This window comes from Sorangium sp. So ce321 (genome assembly GCF_051530195.1).
In the GTDB taxonomy this organism is placed as follows: domain Bacteria; phylum Myxococcota_A; class Polyangia; order Polyangiales; family Polyangiaceae; genus Sorangium.
In genome coordinates, this window is record NZ_CP150329.1 from 8,769,865 (window position 1) to 8,787,831 (window position 17,967).

The following is a 17,967-nucleotide window of genomic DNA, read 5'->3' on the forward strand; positions in this document are numbered from 1 at the left end:
CGGTCGACTGGCGGTGGCGAGAGGATGTTCAACAAGTACTACCAGGACGAGCTCACCTACCTGCGGGATCTGGGGCGGGAGTTCGCGGCCGCCTACCCCGGGATCGCGCCGATGCTCGCGGAGCGCGGCGGCGACCCCGACGTCGAGCGGCTGCTCGAGGGCGTCGCCTTCCTGACGGGCAAGATCCGTCAGAAGCTCGACGACGAGCTCCCCGAGGTGATCCACTCGGTCGCGTCGCTGCTCTTTCCGCACTACCTCCGTCAGATCCCGGCGACGTCGATCATCGAGTTCACGCCGCTGCCGAACGTGGTGCGCGAGAAGCTCGTCGTGGGCCGGCACGCGGAGGTCGGGTCGGTGCCGGTCGACGGCGTCTCGTGCCGCTTCCGCACGACCCAGGACGTCGAGCTCGTCCCGCTCGCGGTGGAGGACGTGCGCGTCGACACGGGCGCGCAGCTCGCGCAGACGCTCCGCATCGAGCTCCGCCTGACCGGGGGCGCCGCGCTCTCGGGCCTGTCGCTCTCCTCGCTCCGCTTCTACATCCACGGCGAGCGCAGGCTCCAGGACGATCTCCGCCTCTGGGTAGGCGCGCACGTCGATGCCGTCGCGCTCGCCGCGGTCGACGCCGCGGGGCGCGACACGACGATCGCGTCGCTGCCGGCGCGCTCCGTGCGGCTCACGGGCTTCACCGACGAAGAGGCGCTGATCCCGTACCCGAAGACGGTCTACCCCGGCTTCCGGCTGCTCCAGGAGTTCTTCACGCTCCCGCAGAAGTTCGCGTTCTTCGAGGTGACCGGCCTGCAGGCCCTCTCGGCGGAGCGGATCTCCGATCGATTCGCGATCCTGCTGCAGTTCAAGGACGGGCTCCCGCCGGGGACCCGGGTCAGCAGGGAGAACATCCGGCTGTTCTGCTCGCCGGTCGTGAACCTGTTCGATCACACGAGCGATCCGATCAAGCCCGAGGCCACCAAGCACGAGTACCTCTGCCGTCCGGCGGGCGCGGCGCCCTCCGCCTTCGAGATCCACAGCATCGACAAGGTCGTCGGGATCGCCCGGCGCACCAGCCAGCGCGTCGAGATCCCCTCGTTCTTCAGCTTCCAGCACGAGCTCGATCCCGAGGCCGCGGCGCGGACGATCTTCTACCAGGCGCACCTCCGCCCGGCCGCGATCGGCGACGGCATCGACATGTACCTGTCGTTCGGCTCCCCGCAGGACGCGGGGGCCCTCCCCGAGTTCGACGTGATCAGCATCGAGGCGACGAGCACGAACCGCCGCCTGCCGGCGCAGCTGAAGACGGGCGACCTCAGGGTGCCGACGGCGACCTCTCCCGCCGTGGCGAGCTTCACCAACCTCACCGGCGTCACCGCGCCGCTCCCGCCGCCGATAGGGCGCGAGCTGCAGTGGCGCGTGCTCGCGCACATGGCGATGAGCTACCGCTCGATCACCGAGCTCGAGGTGCTCCGAGCGACGGTCGATCTCTACAATTTCCAGGCGATCGTCGATCGCCAGGCCGCGCGCGCGAACCAGCTCCGCCTGGCCGCGATCAAGTCGATCCGGGTGCGTCCGACCGATCGGCTGTACCGTGGCGCGCCCGTCCGCGGCGTGGCGGTCGACATCGAGCTCGATGAGGGCGGGTTCGTCGGCGAGGGGGAGATGTACCTGTTCGCGAGCATCCTGAACGAGATGCTCGGGTCCTACGTCTCGTTGAACTCGTTCACGCAGCTGACGGTCACCGGCACGAACACACGCGTGGTGCACAAATGGGAGCCGAAGAGCGGCAGCCTGACCCTGATTTGAAGGCCGCTGCGCCGAGAGGCGCCGCGAGCGCCGAGCCCGCCGCGCTGGAGGCGGTCCAGGGCTTCGCGGCGACCGCGCCGCGCTTCTCGTATTACCGCCTCATCTACCTGCTCGAGCGGACCTTCCCCGCCTCGCCGCCGGTGGGCCAGCTCGGGCCCGTGCAGGACGAGCGCATCCGGCTGCGCGGCGATCCGTCGCTCGTCTTCGCGTCGAGCGACGTGAGCGAGCTCGCGGTCGTCAAGTCCCCGGACGCTGTCCAGCGCGCGCGCGTCTCGACCACGTTCCTCGGCCTGTACGGCTCGGTGTCGCCGCTGCCGGCGTACTTCATCGAGCAGATCGCGCTGGCCGACTACCAGGGCGGGCCGCAGCCGATCCGCGAGCTCCTCGACGTCTTCCACCACCGGCTCCTGTCGCTCCTCTACCGCGCGTGGACCAAGTACCGGCTGCCGGTCACCTACCGCAAGCAGGGCGCCGACCCCTTCTCGCGCCGGATGCTCTGCGCGGTCGGCCTCGACGGGTTCCGCGACTACGAGACGCCGCTCGATCGCTTCTTCTTCCTCCGCTACGCGCCCATCCTCGCCTCGAAGTCGCGCTCGGCGAGGAACCTCGAGACCGTGCTGTCCGAGATGCTCGGCGACATCGACGTGCGGATCGAGCAGTTCATCGGCCACTGGACGAAGATCGAGAAGCCGTTCAGGAACAAGCTCGGCGTGATGAACCACCAGCTCGGCGAGAGCCTGACGCTGGGGCGCTACGTGTTCGACGGGTCGGGCCGCTACAAGGTCGTGCTCGGTCCGGTCGGCTACGACGAGTACCTCTCCTTCTTGCCCGGGGGCCATCGCCAGGAGCTCGTCCGCGGCATCATCGAGACGTTCACGCCGGGCATCCACGACGTGATGCTCGAGATCCACGTGGACACGGAGGAGGCGCCCCGGTTCCAGCTCGGCTCTCCGCGCGCCGCGACGCTCAAGCGCACCGCGTGGATCGGCGGCTCAGCGGCCGAGCGGCTCGTGATCACGATCCCGCTCGACGACAAGCACCTCGCGGGCAGCGACGACGGGGACGACGAGGACCGGGGCGAGCCCCCGCCGATGTGAGCGACGCCGGGCGGAGCCGCGTCGGGCCGCCGGGCTGGGGCGGCCATCGCGGCGCGTGCGGCGCTCGGCGCGCGGCGGTCGCGGCGCTACGCGCTCAGTAGACGGTGAGGCTCTGCAGCGCCGCCGTGATCTCGTCGGCGTTCGCGTCGACGTTCTGGTGGTGCACGATCTGCACGAGCAGGACACGGCGGGGGCTCCGGATGAGGACCTCGTGGGCGAAGGCCTCGGAGACCGGCTTCGAGGGGATCTTCGCCTTGACCAGGTAGCTGCGCCCCTGCGTGTTCGCGGTCGCCACGGGCGCGCGGCCGGAGAGGATCGTCGCGCCCTGCTCCTCGAGGTCTGCCTCGTAGCGCTTGAGCACGTCGGGCCACGGGTCCTCGGGGCTGTCGATGCGCTCGTAGATCGAGAACAGGAACTGCCGCGGCGACTGGTACGTGATGAAGCGGCGCTCGGGCGTGTAGTCCGCGCCGCCGACGTTCCAGTCCATCGGGCGGCTCATGCGGACGTCGCCGTTCATGAGGCCCACGCCGATCCTGCGGGGCACCCGCTCCGTCGCCGGGGCGTCGAGCGGCGGGAAGTACACCTCGAAGCTCGAGTCCCTGCTCAGGGCGCCGGCCGCGCCGTGGAGGTAGAAGACGTCGTCCTGCTTCGGCGCGGTGGGCGACCCGCCGCAGCCGGCGAGCAGCGCGATCGCGGCCACGGCGGCGAAGGACGCTCCGGCGCGTGCTAGGGCGGCTAGCGCGGCTGCGGGCGGACGCCGGGCGCGGAGGGCGAGGGCGTGCGCGAGCGTCGGCGTTCCGAGGTGCCTCATCGAGCGAACTCTAGGCCAGCGGGGGCGCGCCAGCCAAATGTTCGCAGAGGAGTTTGCCCTCGGGGCACCCGGCATTGAATGATTGCCCGGCCCGGGCAGCGCTGCGCCCGCCGATCGAGGCGGTGCCCCAGATGCCGCGAGAGAGCCATGTCGAACGAAAGCAAACCGAGCCGCGAGGGCGTGCCCGCCGGAGCACCGGCGGCGAGCGCGCCGTGCCCCCCCTTCCGCATGAGCCCCCATCGCGAGCGTCCGGCGCCGAGCCGCCGCGCGCCCCGGCGCCCAGCGCGCGCCGCGGCCCTCGCGCTCGCGCTGGGGGTCCCGGCGTGCAGCGGCATCGACGCCGGCGTCGAGTACCCGAGCGACCTGCCCGACCCCGATCGGTTCCTCTTGACGCCGGAGAACGGCCCCGATCCGTCGCTCACGCTGGGCAAGTTCAAGGTCGGCCCCGAGACGTGCAAGGACGTCGACACGCACCCGGTCACCCAGAAGCTCTCGCCCGAGGATCTCAGCCGCTTCCTCTCGGCGCAGGGCGCCGGGAGCATCGCCCCGAAGCAGGCGAGGTCGAACCTGTACTGGTTCGACTTCCCCGCGAGCGACAAGTCCTTCGTCCGGTTGCGCCTCGCGGTGCTGGAGGACTCGAAGCACGCGACGCAGGATCTGCACGACGCCGTGCTGCAGCATGGCCCGGGCTGGTGGGGCGTCCGCCGCTCGAACCTCGCCGTGCTCGCGCCGAAGGCGAGCCTGCGGGAGGCGATGGCGTTCGCGATCAAGTACAAGCTCGTCTGCTGGGGGGTGTTCACCTACGCGGGCAACGACGACGCGTACGTGGTCCCTGGGCCCTACGCCGAGCTGTGAGCGGAGCCGCCGGCGGCGGGGGCAGAGACGCACGCCGCTGCCGCCCTGCCTGGCGGCCTCGGCGGATCTGGCCCACCCGCGGGGAGACCGCGTAGACTGCGCCCATGCGCCGTTACGTCATGCTCGCCGCCGCCGTGTGTCCGCTCCTCGTCACGGCCGCAGCCGTCACCGTGCCCGGCTGCGGCGAGGAGTTCGAGAACATCTGCGCGTTCCTCAAGGATCCGGACAGCTGCTACGCGGACTTTCATCGCGAGATCGGCGATCGCTGCGGGATACAGGCCGACGGGCAGACGCTGAAGGGCACCTTTGCCAGCCGAGAGACGCTTGACGTCTGCTTCCTGACCAGCGGTGGGCAGGTCGTCTTCGATCCGCCGCTCGACGTCGCGGCGCTCCCCCCGACGACCGTCTCCTTCAAGCGCATCGACGCCCAAGCGCGGGAGTGCGGCGCATTCACGTACTCGGGGGAGTTCACCTACTCGGTGACGATCGATCCGTGCGGCGAGCCCGAGAACGCCGGGGGCTCCGGGGGCTCCGGGGGCGCCCTCCCTCAGTGCGACGACGGCAGCGGCGACGACGGCGGCGGCGGCGACACCGGAGGAGGTGGCGGCGGCAGTGGTGGCGGCGGCAGCGGCGCCGCCGCCGGTGCTGTCAGCGTGATCGGTGGGACAGTCACCATCACGACGCCGGAGGGTCGGGACACCCTCGATGTGAGCTGCGCAGACGGCACGTCGCACCATTTCAACCGGCTCGACGCCGAGAAGAAGTGCAGCGACCAGGTGGGCCTGCTGCCGAAGGCCGTGCTCGAGGCGAGCCCGGGCAACCAGCCCCCACCGACGATGGATCCGACGGATACGGAGGAGTTCGCAGGCTTCATCAGGTTCAGCATCCACTACCCTCCGAGCGCGCCGGCGGCAGACGGCACGAGCACCAAGGCCGATACGGTCAACTACTTCGAATGCAGCATTCCAGCCCCTGCGCCGCTCTGCTTCAATGGGGAGAAGGACGGGCTGGAGACCGATGTCGACTGCGGCGGGACGCTCTGCGCAGCGCGCTGCGACGACGGACAGTCCTGTGTCTCGAAGGACGACTGCACGTCCGGGATCTGTGAAGTCGAGGACGGCTTCCGCAAGTGCCAGAAGGTGGAGACCGGCGCGGGCGGCGCAGGCGGCGCCGGTGGCACAGAGGGTACCGCCGGCGCAGGCGGACAGTAGCCTACGCGTAGCTAGAGAGCTGGGGCGCCTGCCACGTCGCCCTCCTCTGCGCTCACGCCACCAGCACCTTCACCACGAACGTCGTGCTCCCGAGCCGCAGCCGGTCGTTGTCGCGCAGCTGACGGCGCTCGCCCTGCGCGAGGCGCTGCTCGTTGACGAAGGTGCCGTTCCGTGAGCCGTCGTCCTCGATGAAGGCCTGACCCGTCGTCGGGTCCGCGTGGAGCGACGCGTGGCGCGAGGAGGCGCTCGCGTCGGGGAGCCCGATCTCGGTCGCGGGGTCCGCCCCGGCGCGCCCGATCTGGGTGCGGCCGCTGTAGATCGGCCAGAAGCTGCCCCCAGGGTCGTTCTGGAACGTCACGATGAAGCCGACGAGGACGCGCGAGGGCTGCGCCGAGACCGGCTGCACCACGCCCGGGACCGCGCCCTGAACGACCTGCGGCGCGACGATCGCCGGCGCCCTGCCCTGCACGGCCGCGGGCCCCCCGCCCTGCACGAGCGGCGGCGGCGCGACAGCTCCGCCCTGCACCATCGGCGGAGGCGCCACGAGCCCCGGCGTCCCCGTCGGCACGACCCCGGGCCCCCCGCCCTGCACGAACGGCGGCGGCGCGACAGCTCCGCCCTGCTGCACCATCGGGGGAGGCGCCACGAGCCCCGGCGTCCCCGTCGGCACGACCATCGGCGGGGGCGCGACCATCTGCGGCGGCGCGCCGAAGACCGGCGCCTGCGACACAGGCTGCGGCCCCATCGCCCCGCCGACCGCTGCGCCGGGCACGATTCCAGGGATGGGCGACGCGAGCGGCGGCTGGGCCGGCATGACACCCGGCGTGTTCACCGGGGGAGACGACGGCTGCGACGTGAGCCCCGCCGAGGGTGCCGCGCGCGCCCAGGGAGAGACAGGGAACGGCGCTTCCGCGCCCGTCGAGAACGGGACGCCGCCCCCCGGCGAGCCATGCGCCCCGATCCCGACCGGCTGAGGCGGCGGCGGATAGGCGCCCTGCACGCCTCCCACGGCGGCGTAGCCTGGCGACACAGGCTGCGGCACCGGGCCGCCATAGCCGGAGATGACCGGCTGCCCAGGATAACCCGCAGGGCCGGGCGGAGCATAGGCGCCCCCCGCCTGCACCGGCGGCGGAGCCGCGACCGGGACAGAGGCTCCAGGGGCGGCGCCAGCCACGCTCGCGCCACACATCGTGCAGGCTGCGTCGGTCTCCTTGAGCATCCACGCGCAGTTCGGACACGGCCTCATGCGCCGACGAGGCTACCGATTCGCTTGACATCCGTCGAGAGGAGAGCGGCTGAGAGGCGGAGATGTCCCGCGGAGCGCGGCTGAGGCGGAGGGCACCCCGCGGAGGGCGGCAGTCACCGCGCCGCCGCCCTCCCTGATGGACAGGCCGACAAAAAAAAGCGCCGCGCGTTCATGCCGCGCGGCGCCCACGGAGACGGATCGCTCAGGGGATCAGTTGCTGGCGATCGAGCTCTTCTCCGACTTCTCGAGGTCCTTCTTCTCGCCGTCCTTCGACTCCTCGGTCACGGGCGCGGGCTCAGGCAGCCGCTCGAGCGCGGCCTCCAGGACCTGCTCCATCCGGCTGACGAAGAAGAACTGCAGCTCGTCCACGACCTCCTTCGGGACCTCCTCGAGGTCCGCCCGGTTGCGCTCGGGGACGATGATGCGCTTGATGCCGGCGCGGTGCGCCGCCAGCACCTTCTCCTTCAGGCCGCCGATCGGGAGCACCCGGCCGCGCAGCGTGATCTCGCCCGTCATCGCGACGTCGTGGCGGACCTTGATCCCGGTGAGGAGCGAGACGAGCGCCGTGAACATCGTCACACCCGCGCTCGGCCCGTCCTTGGGCATCGCGCCGGCGGGGATGTGGATGTGCAGGTCGCTCTTCTCGAGGAAGTCCCTCGCGATGCTGTACTTCGCCGCGTTGCTGCGCACGAAGGACAGCGCCGCCTGCGCCGACTCCTTCATCACGTCGCCGAGCTGGCCGGTCAGCTGGAGCTTGCCCGTGCCGTACATCCGCGTCGCCTCGATGAAGAGGATCTCCCCGCCGACGCTCGTCCACGCGAGGCCCGTCGCGACGCCGCTCTCGGCGGTGCGCTCGGCGACCTCGCTCGTGTACTTCGCCGCGCCGAGGAACTCGTGCAGGTCGTCCTCGTTGTCGACGCGCCGCTTCTGCGTGTCGCCCTCCGCCACCTTCACCGCCACGCCGCGGATGACGCCCGCGATCTGCCGCTCGAGCGAGCGGACGCCGGCCTCGCGCGTGTAGTGATCGATGATCTCCTCCAGCGCCTTGTCCGTGACCTCGAGCTGCTCGGTCGTGAGCCCGTGCTCGGACAGCTGCTTCGGGAGCAGGTGCTGCCGCGCGATCGCGAGCTTCTCCTTCCGCGTGTAGCCGGGGATCTCCAGGATCTCCATGCGGTCGCGGAGGGGCGGCGGGATCGGGTCCGCCACGTTCGCGGTCGCGACGAACATCACGTGCGACAGGTCGTACGGGATCTCCAGGTAGTGATCCGCGAACGTGTTGTTCTGCTCCGGGTCGAGCACCTCGAGCAGCGCCGCCGAGGGGTCGCCGCGGAAGTCGTGCCCGATCTTGTCCACCTCATCCATCATGAAGACCGGGTTGATCGTCCCCGACTTCTTCATGCCCTGGATGATCTGGCCAGGGAGCGCGCCGACGTAGGTGCGCCGGTGGCCGCGGATCGCCGCCTCGTCGTGCACGCCGCCGAGCGAGACGCGGTGGAACTTGCGGCCGAGGGCGCGCGCGATGCTCCGGCCGAGCGAGGTCTTGCCGACGCCGGGCGGGCCGAGCAGGCAGAGGATCGGGCCCTTCTTGTCCTGCTTCAGCTTGCGGACCGCGAGGTACTCGAGGATGCGCTTCTTGACCTTCTCCAGGCCGTAGTGATCCTCGTCGAGCACCTTGCGGACGCTGCCGATGTCGAGGTTGTCCTGCGTCGACTGCGTCCAGGGCACGTCGAGGATCCAGTCGAGGTACGTCCGCACCACGGTGTACTCGGCCGACCCGACCTGCATCGTGCGCAGCCGCTTCAGCTGCTTCTTCGCGACGGTCTCCGCCTCGGTCGGCAGGTTCGCCTTCGCGATGCGGTCCTCGAGCCCGTCGAGGTCGCCCTGATCGCCGTCGTCCTCGCCGAGCTCCTCCTTGATGGCCTTGAGCTGCTGGCGGAGCACGTACTCGCGCTGGTTCTTGCCCATCTCCTCCTTGATCTGGGAGTTGATGCGCTCGCGCATCTTCAGGATCTCGAGCTGCCGCGTGAGCAGCCGGAGCACCTTGCGGATGCGCTCCTTGACGTCGATCGTCTCGATGAGCTGCGCCTTCTCCTCGACCGGCGCGTCGAGGTTGGCCGCGACGAGATCGGCGAGCGCGCCGGGCGCCTGGATCGAGTCGATCAGCGAGCCCGCCTCGCGCGGGAGCTCGGGCATCAGCTGGATGACCTGCTTCGCGATGTCGCGCAGGCTCATCGCGAGCGCCTCCGCCTCGACGTCCTCCGTCGCCGGCTCATCCATGCGGCGGATCTTGGCGCGGAGGTACGGCGTGTGCGCCGTGACGGTGTCGAGCCGGATCCGCGTGAGGCCCTGCAGGATCAGCGAGTAGTTGCCCGAGCTGTGCTTGAGCGCCTTCAGAACGCGGGCGGCGCAGCCCATCGGGTACAGGTCTTCCGCCCCGGGATCGTCGGTCGACGGATCGCGCTGGGCGAAGATCGCGATGACCGGGCCGGGGAGGTTGTCGACATCCTCGACCAGCGCGACCGACTTCTCGCGGCCGACATCGAAGGGCGCAACGGCGCCCGGGAACAGGACCGCATTGCGAATCGGCAGGACCGGCAGCTCGTCGCCGAAGACGACCTCTTCCTCGGAGCGCGGCGGCATCGGCGGGTTCTTTTTCTCGGACATGGCGATCTCCTCTAGGCACCCGACCGGGGGAGGTAAACCCCTTCATGAACCGGCGGCCGGGCCGCGCGGTCAACGCGCGCGCCCCGGTCATCTTGGCTTGCATCCAGACGGATGAGAATGGTGCGACGCGGAGCCCTGCTGGCGTGAAGACAGCCCGCGAGGCTACGGGAGCTCACCATAGACACGGCGCATGCCGCGTGCCACAGCCCTGGCCATTTTTTTGAATGAGGATACGCTGCGGTCAGCTCCGACCTGCAGCGCTCGCCCGTCACGCACGTCACGCCCGTCACGCCCGTCACCACATGGCGCGCCCGCGCGCGACCCAGCGCAGGGTCTCCTCCACGGCGGAGGAGAAGCGCGTCTCGTCGTCGCGCTCGCGTCGCCACCACCATCATCCAGGCCGCGCGCCGCGCAGCCTGGTCGACGCGGCGCTCGGAACGGAGCGATCCCCGGAGCCCTCGCTGAACGATGATCGATCCCCTGCTCGGCCTCGGCGCGCTCGCGATCGCGATGCTCGGCCTGCCAGCGGCCCCTCCCCTGGATCCCGGGCCCAGCGCGGCGTGCCCGGCGGACATGCGGCTCGTCACCGGCACGCACCATGACGAGGTGCAGCATGTCTGCGTCGAGCCGGTCAAGAGCGGCAAGGCCACGCACTGCTTCGCGTACTGGGAGGACATCACCGCCGAGGAAGGGCCGACGACCGAGATCTCGGTGTGCATGGACCAGTTCGAGGCGCCGAACCAGCGGGGCGCGAAGCCGCTCGTCATGCAGTCGTTCGACATGGCGACCGCCTGGTGCGCGGCGCGCGGCAAGCGCGTCTGCGCCGAGCAGGAGTGGGAGCTCGCTTGCGAGGGCCCCGAGCGGCGCCCCCTCGTCTACGGCTGGCGCGTCGACAAGGCTGTCTGCAACAGCGGCAAGGCCTGGCGGCAGGTGGACGAGCGGAAGCTCGGCGCCTCCGGCGAGGTGGCGCGGCGCGAGGTGGAGCGGCTCTGGCAGGGCGCCCCGAGCGGCTCCCACCCCGGGTGCGCCTCGGCGTTCGGCATCTTCGACATGATGGGCAACGTCGAGGAGTGGGTCGCCTCGCGCCGCGGCCGCCGGTGGCCAGGCGCGCTCATGGGCGGCTTCTGGGCGAAGCCGTGGACAGGCTGCCGCGGGACGAACGACGCGCACGAGCCGAGCTTCGTCTTCTACGAGACCGGCTTCCGCTGCTGCGCGGATCCTCGCCCCGCGCCCGGCGCGGCGGGGGGCGACGGCAGCGGCCGACCCGCGACGCCGCCCTGACGCCGCGGGAGCGGCCGAGCTCGCCGCGATGGAAGCGGAGCAAGAAGGCGGCCTGGCGAAGCGCAGCTCCTGCTAGAGCTACGGCGTGCGCGCGCTCTTCTTCGGAACCCCCGCCATCGCCGTGCCCTCGCTCGAGGCGCTCGCGTCGGTCGCGGACGTCGTCGGCGTCGTCTGCCAGCCGGATCGGCCGGCGGGGCGCGGGCTCGAGCTGAAGGCGCCGCCGGTGAAGGTGAAGGCGGCGGAGCTCGGCCTCCCGGTGGTGCAGCCCGAGAAGATCCGCACGCCCGAGTTCGCCGCGTGGGTGAAGGACGCCGAGGCCGACGTGGCGCTGGTGATCGCCTACGGGCGCATCCTGCCGAAGGCGGTGCTCGAGGCGCCGCGGCGCGGCTGCATGAACCTGCACGCGTCGATCCTGCCGCGCTACCGCGGCGCCGCGCCGATCACCTGGGCGATCGTCGGGGGCGAGGCCGAGACGGGCATCTCGCTGATGCAGATGGATGAGGGCATGGACACGGGGCCGGTCTACGCGGTGCACCGGACGCCGATCGGCCCGGACACGACCGCGGACGAGCTCGCGGTCGAGCTCGGGGCGCTCGCGGCGCGCGTCGTGCGCGAGGACCTCCGCCGCGCGGTCGGCGGCGAGATCGAGGCGACGCCGCAGGACCACGGGGCGGCGACGCACGCGCCGCTCCTGAAGAAGGAGGACGGGCGCATCCGGTGGGACCGGAGCGCCCGGCAGCTCCACGATCACATCCGCGGGATGACCTCGTGGCCGGGCGCCTTCACGACGATCGACGGCAAGGCGCTCAAGGTGCTGGCCGCGCGCGTCGAGAGCGAGGCAGCGCGCGAAGAGGCGCCGCCGGGCACCGTCGTCATGGCCGGCCGCGGCGTCGTGATCGTCGCCTGCGGCGCGGGCGCGATCCAGATCCTGCGGGCGCAAGCCGAGGGGCGGAAGCCGCTCGCGGCGGCGGACCTCGTCGCCGGGCGGACGCTGCAGACGGGGATGGTGCTCGGCAGCTGAGGCGCGCCCGGCGCGCCGCCAGCGTCACGGCCCCGTCGGGTGCCAGATCGTCTTCATCTCGACGAACCGCTCGATCCAGCGGGGGGACGTCGCCGCCCTGTCGTCGAACCACGCGGCCTCGTCGAGCGAGCGGGCGCGCACGCGCTTGACCGTGGCGGCGGCCGCCTCCTCGAGGCGCCGCGCCAGCGCCGCGTCCACGCCGTGCAGATCGAGCGCCGCGACCTCCATGTGCGCGGCGAGGTGCGGCAGCACCTCCGCGAGCTGGCCGGTGAGGATGTTGACCACGCCGCCCGGGAGATCGCTCGTGGCGAGCGCCTCGCTGAAGACGAGGGCGGTGCGCGGGTCCGCCTCGCTCGCGAGCACGACGCAGGTGTTGCCCGCGGTGATCACCGGCAGGAGGGAGCTCGCGAGCCCGAGGAGCGCCGGGCGCGGCGGCGCCGCGATGACGACGACCCCCATCGGCTCGGGCACCGTGAAGGTGAAGTGCGGGCCGGCGACGGGGTTCAGGCTCGCGAAGAGGCTCTGGTACTTGTCGGCCCAGCCCGCGTAGGCGACCGCGCGATCGATCGACGAAACGACCTCGCGCTCCGCGGCGCCGGCGTCGAGCCCGCCGCGCTCGAGCGAGGCCGCGAGCTCCGCGCGGCGCGCCTCGAGCATCTCGGCCAGGCGGTAGAGGATCTGCCCGCGGTTGAAGGCCGAGCGCGACGACCAGCCGCCGAACGCGCCCGCGGCCGCGAGCACCGCGTCCCGCCCGTCCTTGCGCGACGCGCGCGGGATGTTCTCGACCGCGCCCGCGCCGCCGTGATCGCGCACCTGCGTGTACCTCCCGGACTCCGAGCGCACGAACGCGCCGCCCACGAACATCTTGTACGCCTTGCGCACGCCGACCCGCGCGCGCCCGTCAGCGAGGCCGCCCGCCCGCGCGTCCGTCAGGCCGCGCGCGGCCTCGCCGGCGTCGGTCAACGCGCGACCCTCGTCACCGCCGCTGTCCTGGTTACCGAGCGCCATCAGTCCACCTCGAGGTAGGCGAGCAGCCCCTGGCGCCCGCCCTCGCGGCCGAAGCCGCTCTCCTTGTAGCCGCCGAACGGGGAGCTCGGGTCGAACTTGTTGAAGGTGTTCGCCCAGACGACGCCCGCGCGCAGGCGCTGCGCGACCCAGAAGCTCTTCGAGCCCTTGCCGGTCCAGACGCCGGCCGACAGCCCGTACATCGTGTTGTTCGCCTTCTCGATCGCCTCCTCGGGCGTGCGGAAGGTCAGGATGGAGAGCACGGGGCCGAAGATCTCCTCACGCGCGATCCGGTGCGACTGCGCGACGCCCGTGAAGAGCGTCGGCGCGAACCAGTAGCCGCGCTGCGGGAGCGCGCAGCTCACCGAGAAGCGCGCGGCCCCCTCGCGCTCGCCCGCCGCCACGAGCTCCTGGATCTTCTCGAGCTGCGCCCGCGAGTTGATGGCGCCGACGTCCGTGTTCTTGTCGAGCGGATCGCCGACGCGCAGGGTCGCCATGCGCTCGCGCAGCTTGAGGAGGAGGGCGTCGTGGACGCTCTCCTCGACGAGGAGGCGCGAGCCCGCGCAGCAGACGTGCCCCTGGTTGAAGAAGATGCCGCCGATGATGCCCTCGACGGCCTGATCGAGCGGCGCGTCCTCGAAGACGATGTTGGCCGCCTTGCCGCCGAGCTCGAGGGTGAGCTTCTTGCCGGTGCCGGCGAGCGCGCGCTGGATGCGCTTGCCGACCTCGGTCGAGCCGGTGAACGCGACCTTGTCGACGCCGGGGTGGCCGACGACCGCGGCGCCCGTCGCGCCCGCGCCCGTGACGACGTTGACGACGCCGGGCGGGAGGTCGGCCTCCTCGATGATCTTCGCGAGGAGGAGCGAGGTGAGCGGCGTCGTCTCGGCGGGCTTGAGGACGCAGGTGTTGCCCGCCGCGAGGGCCGGGGCGAGCTTCCACGCCGCCATGAGGAGCGGGAAGTTCCACGGGATCACCTGGCCCGCGACGCCGAGCGGGCGCGGGTCGCGCCCGGGGAAGGCGTGGTCGAGCTTGTCGGCCCAGCCCGCGTAGTAGAAGAAGTGCGCGGCGGCGAGCGGCAGGTCGACGTCGCGGGACTCCTTGATGGGCTTGCCACCGTCGAGCGACTCGACGACCGCGAGCTCGCGCGCCTTCTCCTGGAGGGCGCGGGCGATGCGGTAGATGTACTTGCCGCGATCGAGCGGGCGCAGGCGCGACCAGTGCTTCTCGTACGCAGCCCGGGCCGCCTGCACGGCGAGGTCGACGTCCCGCTCCGAGGCCTCGGCGAACTCGCAGAGCTTCTCCTCGGTCGACGGGTTGACGCTGTCGAGGTAGCGGCCCGACTCCGGGGCGCGCCACGCGCCGCCGATGAAGAGGTCGTAACGCGGCGCGATCTTGACGTGGTCGCGCCCCTCGGGCGCCGGCGCGTAGCGCCACGCGTCGCCGAACACGACGGCCGCGTCGCGCGCGGGGCTCGCGTCCCGAGCGGCGATCGGTCCCCGGGGCGAGCCCCCGTCGCCGCCTGCCGCGGCGGTGCTCTTGTCGCTCATGCCGCGCACTCTACTCCACGTCGACGCCCGCGGCCGCGGGTTGAACACCGGAGGGGGCGGCGCCGCGCGTGGCTGGCGCACCGCGCCGCGCGCGGTCAGTCCTTGCTGAAATAGTCGCCGCTCTGGTAGACGCCCGTCCGCTCCTTCTCGAGCTGCATGAGCACGTCGTTGAGGAGCGTCGACGCGCCGAAGCGGAACAGATCGCTGCTGAGCCAGGCGTCGCCGAGCGTCTCCTTGACCATGACGAGGTAGTGGAGCGCCTGCTTCGCGGTGCGGATGCCGCCGGCCGGCTTCATCCCGATGCGCTGGCCGGTCGCGTGCGCGTGATCGCGGATCGCCTCCAGCATCACCAGCGTGACCGGGGGCGTCGCCGCCGGGGTGATCTTCCCGGTCGAGGTCTTGATGAAGTCGGCGCCGGCGAGCATCGCGATGCGGCTCGCCTTGCGGACGCGGTCGTAGCTCCCGAGCTCGCCTGTCTCCAGGATCACCTTGAGGTGCGCCTGCCCGCAGGCCTCCTTGGTGGCGGCGATCTCGTCGTAGACCGCGGCGTACTCGCCGGCGAGCATGGCGCCGCGGTCGATCACCATGTCGATCTCGTCTGCGCCGAGCTCGACCGCCTGGCGCACGTCGGCCAGCTTCACCTCCAGCGTCGACAGGCCGCTCGGGAACGCTGTCGCCACACTCGCCACCTTGACGGTCGAGCCCTCGACCGCTCGCTTGGCGACGGGCACGAGCTTGGGATAGACGCACACCGCCGCACACGAAGGGATGTCCGCGCGCTCGTGGGGGCGCAGCGCCTTCTGGCAGAGCTGTTGGACTTTTCCCGGCGAGTCTTTGCCCTCGAGGGTGGTGAGATCCATCATGGAAATGGCGAGCTTGAGGCCGGCGATCTTGGCCGGGCCCTTGATGCTCCTTTTGCCGAGCCCGGCTGCACGCTCCTCGACCATGACCTTATCCACGGTAGGCGAAGAGAAATCGGGGTAGGTGATCCCCCTGCCCTGGCGCACCGCGCCGGCGCCGCTGCCGTCTCCGAAGATCGCCATCGGTCTCGTCTCCTGTCGGCGCAACGTATCAGAAGCGTCGGATCGATCCTACCGAGTGCGTGTTAACGTGGCGCTCTGATGAAGAGACGCTTCCCGACTGCCCTCGTTTTTGTCGTTGTTGCTGTCGTCTTTGCCTTTGTCTCGCTGCTCGCGTGTGGCGCGGCCGAGCGACCCGACGGTGGACAAGGGCTACTCCCGGTCGGCGCTACGGCGCCCGACGTGTTCGCCGCCGATCAGCACGGCGCGATCCAGCGGCTGTCGGACCAGCGGGGCCGGGCCGTGGTCGTGTACTTCTATCCGAAGGACGGGACGCCGGGCTGCACGGAGGAGGCGTGCGCGTTCCGCGACGCGTGGGATCGCTTCAAGCAGGCGAACGTGCAGGTCTTCGGCGTGTCGGCCGACACCCGCGAGTCGCACGAGGCGTTCTCGACCGAGCACCGGCTGCCGTTCCCGATCCTGGTCGACACCGATCACACGTGGGCCACCGCGTTCGGCGTGCCCCTGCGCCTCGGGACGATGGCGCGCGTGACGTTCCTGATCGATCCCGACGGCAAGGTCGCGAAGGTGTACCCGGACGTGGATCCGGGGGTGCACGCGGACGACGTGCTGAAGGACGCCGCGCAGCTCACGGGCGCCGCGCTCCCGGTGGCGCCGGCGGGTTCGGGCAGCGCGGCGCCGGCGGGCGCGGACGGCGCGGCGCCGGCGGGCGCGGACGCGGCCCCTGCGGGCGCGGCGCCGGGCGCCGCCGGCGCGGTGCCCTCGGGAGCGGCGCCGGGCGCCGCCGTGCCGGTGGCGACGGGGGCCATGCTGCCGCCGGCGGCGCCTGCGCCGACGCCGGCGAAGAGGTGACGGCGCCTCGCTCGCGCGAGGAGTTGACGCGAGCACGAGCACGCGAGAGCACGCGCGTGGTGCGAAGGTCATCGGACACCTGGAAGGTCAACGGGCTGGAGCTGTGCGTCCATCGCTTCCGCGACGAGGGCGCGCGGCCGACCGGCCTGACGTTGCTGCTGCTCCACGGCTTCCTCGACGCCGGGAGCACGTGGGATCTCGTGGCCGAGCCGCTCGCGCGGGCGGGGCACGACGTCGTCGCGCCCGACCTGCGCGGCTTCGGCCGGAGCGCCCGCGTCGGCGAGGGCAGCTACTACTACTTCCCCGACTACATCGCGGACGTCGCGGCGCTCGTCGACGCGCTCGCGCCGGCGCGGCTCGGCGTCGTGGGCCACTCGATGGGCGGCGCTGTCGCGGTGTACTACGCAGGCGCGTGCCCCGGCCGCGTCGAGCGCCTGGCGCTGCTCGAGGGCATGGGGCCGCCGGCGAACGCGACCGAGCTGGCCGTCACGCGCCTGGAGACGTGGCTGCGCGAGATGAAGGGGATCGATCGGAGGCCGCGGCGGCTCTCGTCGATGCAGGACGCGATCGCGCGGCTCGTGGCGAACCACGCGCGCGTGCCGCGCGAGGTGCTGGTGACGCGCGCGCCGCTGCTCACGCGGGAGGAGCCGGACGGAGGGCTCGCGTGGGCGTACGATCCGGTGCACCGGACGACGTCGCCGCTGATGTTCCAGGCCGAGGCGTTCATGGCGTTCCTGGAGCGCATCGCGTGCCCGACGCTGGTCGTCAGCGGCGGGCCGCACGGGTGGCACCCGCCGGATGAGGCGGAGCGGGCGGCGCGGCTCGCGCGCGCCGAGCACGTCGAGCTGCCGGAGGCGGGGCACATGATGCACTGGTCGGCGGCGAGCGAGCTGGCGGAGCGGCTGCGGGAGTTCTTCGGCCGCGGCGGTGGTGAGGGCTCGGGCCCGGCGCAGCGGGAAGCTGGAGCCGGGGAAACCCGGGGAACGTGACGGGGAACGTGACGGGGAAGATGAGGCTGCTCCAAGGGGCGCGAATAAAAGCGCTTGACTTGGCAGGGCGAATAGGTAATCTGCGCGCCTCCTCGACGAGAGGCGTGCCACCTTAGCTCAGTGGTAGAGCAACGGTTTCGTAAACCGTAGGTCTCGGGTTCAAGTCCCGAAGGTGGCTCAAAGAGATTGTCGGCGTGTACGCTCACCTGCGGGGTGAGCAGAAGACCGCTGGCGTGCGATGAGGCTCCTTCTCCAAGGGGTCTGTACCGCTGAGTGTTGCGGTTCAGAAAACCGCAGCTCTGTCGAGCACGTGGCGGTGTTCCTGGAGCACCGTCACGATACCGGCAAGAGGGTCGAGTCCGGAGCGTGGGAGTTCGTCGAAGGCGTCGAGATGCGCCCGCGCAACGCCGCCACCGGCCGCGTCATCCGCTGGCCCGAGCAGCACGACGAGCACGGTATCGAAAAGAATCGTAATTGCAGCCTGCGCTCATGAAGCCGAGCTCGCTCCACCCTTGCCGGTGGCTGCGCCCGCGGCGAGCGGGCTGATTCCGACG

The 17,967-nt window shown here is 71.5% G+C and carries 15 protein-coding genes and 1 tRNA gene; 10 read left to right on the forward strand and 6 right to left on the reverse strand.

Annotated features, from left to right (window positions below):
- Positions 1 to 24 precede the first annotated feature (24 nt).
- On the forward strand, positions 25 to 1,794 hold the full coding sequence (tssF, locus tag WME89_RS32365; RefSeq protein WP_438003523.1) for a type VI secretion system baseplate subunit TssF: 1,770 nt from the start codon (positions 25 to 27) through the stop codon (positions 1,792 to 1,794).
- The gene (gene tssG / locus WME89_RS32370) at positions 1,791 to 2,891 is read left to right on the forward strand and encodes a type VI secretion system baseplate subunit TssG (protein WP_438003524.1); all 1,101 of its coding nucleotides are present in this window, start codon (positions 1,791 to 1,793) and stop codon (positions 2,889 to 2,891) included. Before tssF ends, tssG begins: the two co-directional genes overlap by 4 nt.
- Before the next feature lie 94 nt (positions 2,892 to 2,985).
- Here the strand turns inward: tssG and WME89_RS32375 are convergent, their stop codons facing one another.
- A complete protein-coding gene (locus tag WME89_RS32375; protein ID WP_438003525.1) occupies positions 2,986 to 3,591 on the reverse strand; it encodes a hypothetical protein in 606 nt (201 codons plus the stop codon).
- 258 nt (positions 3,592 to 3,849) lie between these two features.
- Between WME89_RS32375 and WME89_RS32380 the strand changes: the two genes are divergently transcribed.
- Together WME89_RS32380 and WME89_RS32385 are read left to right on the forward strand one after the other, a co-directional pair.
- Positions 3,850 to 4,557, forward strand: a complete 708-nt coding sequence (locus tag WME89_RS32380) for a hypothetical protein (RefSeq protein WP_438003526.1) — start codon at positions 3,850 to 3,852, stop codon at positions 4,555 to 4,557.
- A 104-nt stretch (positions 4,558 to 4,661) separates the two neighbouring features.
- Entirely contained in the window at positions 4,662 to 5,768 is a 1,107-nt protein-coding gene (locus WME89_RS32385; protein WP_438003527.1) for a hypothetical protein, read from the forward strand.
- A 52-nt stretch (positions 5,769 to 5,820) separates the two neighbouring features.
- On the opposite strand, the gene WME89_RS32390 is transcribed toward WME89_RS32385, so the two are convergent.
- Together WME89_RS32390 and lon are read right to left on the reverse strand one after the other, a co-directional pair.
- Complete coding sequence (locus tag WME89_RS32390) at positions 5,821 to 6,987, reverse strand: FHA domain-containing protein (protein ID WP_438003528.1); 1,167 nt, start codon at positions 6,985 to 6,987, stop codon at positions 5,821 to 5,823.
- 237 nt (positions 6,988 to 7,224) lie between these two features.
- Positions 7,225 to 9,678 carry an endopeptidase La gene (lon, locus tag WME89_RS32395; protein ID WP_438003529.1) on the reverse strand — a complete coding sequence of 818 codons (2,454 nt, stop codon included), beginning with the start codon at positions 9,676 to 9,678 and terminating at the stop codon, positions 7,225 to 7,227.
- Between the two features lie 468 nt (positions 9,679 to 10,146).
- On the opposite strand from lon, the gene WME89_RS32400 reads away from it, so the two are divergent.
- Both WME89_RS32400 and fmt read left to right on the forward strand, forming a co-directional pair.
- Positions 10,147 to 10,959, forward strand: coding sequence for a formylglycine-generating enzyme family protein (locus tag WME89_RS32400; RefSeq protein ID WP_438003530.1), 813 nt, complete (start codon positions 10,147 to 10,149; stop codon positions 10,957 to 10,959).
- Between the two features lie 85 nt (positions 10,960 to 11,044).
- Positions 11,045 to 11,980 (forward strand): methionyl-tRNA formyltransferase, encoded by a 936-nt coding sequence (gene fmt, locus WME89_RS32405; protein ID WP_438003531.1) that lies wholly within the window; start codon positions 11,045 to 11,047, stop codon positions 11,978 to 11,980.
- Positions 11,981 to 12,004: 24 nt separating this feature from the next.
- Here fmt and WME89_RS32410 read toward each other — a convergent pair whose 3' ends face one another.
- The 3 genes from WME89_RS32410 to deoC form a co-directional block, all read right to left on the reverse strand.
- A complete protein-coding gene (locus tag WME89_RS32410; RefSeq protein ID WP_438012001.1) occupies positions 12,005 to 12,844 on the reverse strand; it encodes an aldehyde dehydrogenase family protein in 840 nt (279 codons plus the stop codon).
- A gap of 143 nt (positions 12,845 to 12,987) precedes the next feature.
- Positions 12,988 to 14,532 (reverse strand): aldehyde dehydrogenase family protein, encoded by a 1,545-nt coding sequence (locus WME89_RS32415; RefSeq protein WP_438003532.1) that lies wholly within the window; start codon positions 14,530 to 14,532, stop codon positions 12,988 to 12,990.
- Positions 14,533 to 14,627: 95 nt separating this feature from the next.
- Entirely contained in the window at positions 14,628 to 15,575 is a 948-nt protein-coding gene (deoC, locus tag WME89_RS32420; RefSeq protein WP_438003533.1) for a deoxyribose-phosphate aldolase, read from the reverse strand.
- A 78-nt stretch (positions 15,576 to 15,653) separates the two neighbouring features.
- Between deoC and WME89_RS32425 the strand changes: the two genes are divergently transcribed.
- The 4 genes from WME89_RS32425 (at position 15,654) to WME89_RS32440 (ending at position 17,906) form a co-directional block, all read left to right on the forward strand.
- Positions 15,654 to 16,424, forward strand: coding sequence for a peroxiredoxin (locus WME89_RS32425; RefSeq protein WP_438003534.1), 771 nt, complete (start codon positions 15,654 to 15,656; stop codon positions 16,422 to 16,424).
- Positions 16,425 to 16,483: 59 nt separating this feature from the next.
- Positions 16,484 to 17,413 carry an alpha/beta fold hydrolase gene (locus WME89_RS32430; RefSeq protein WP_438003535.1) on the forward strand — a complete coding sequence of 310 codons (930 nt, stop codon included), beginning with the start codon at positions 16,484 to 16,486 and terminating at the stop codon, positions 17,411 to 17,413.
- Positions 17,414 to 17,519: 106 nt separating this feature from the next.
- A tRNA-Thr gene (locus WME89_RS32435) sits at positions 17,520 to 17,591 on the forward strand.
- A 132-nt stretch (positions 17,592 to 17,723) separates the two neighbouring features.
- On the forward strand, positions 17,724 to 17,906 hold the full coding sequence (locus tag WME89_RS32440; protein WP_438003536.1) for a hypothetical protein: 183 nt from the start codon (positions 17,724 to 17,726) through the stop codon (positions 17,904 to 17,906).
- The last annotated feature ends 61 nt before the right edge of the window (positions 17,907 to 17,967 follow it).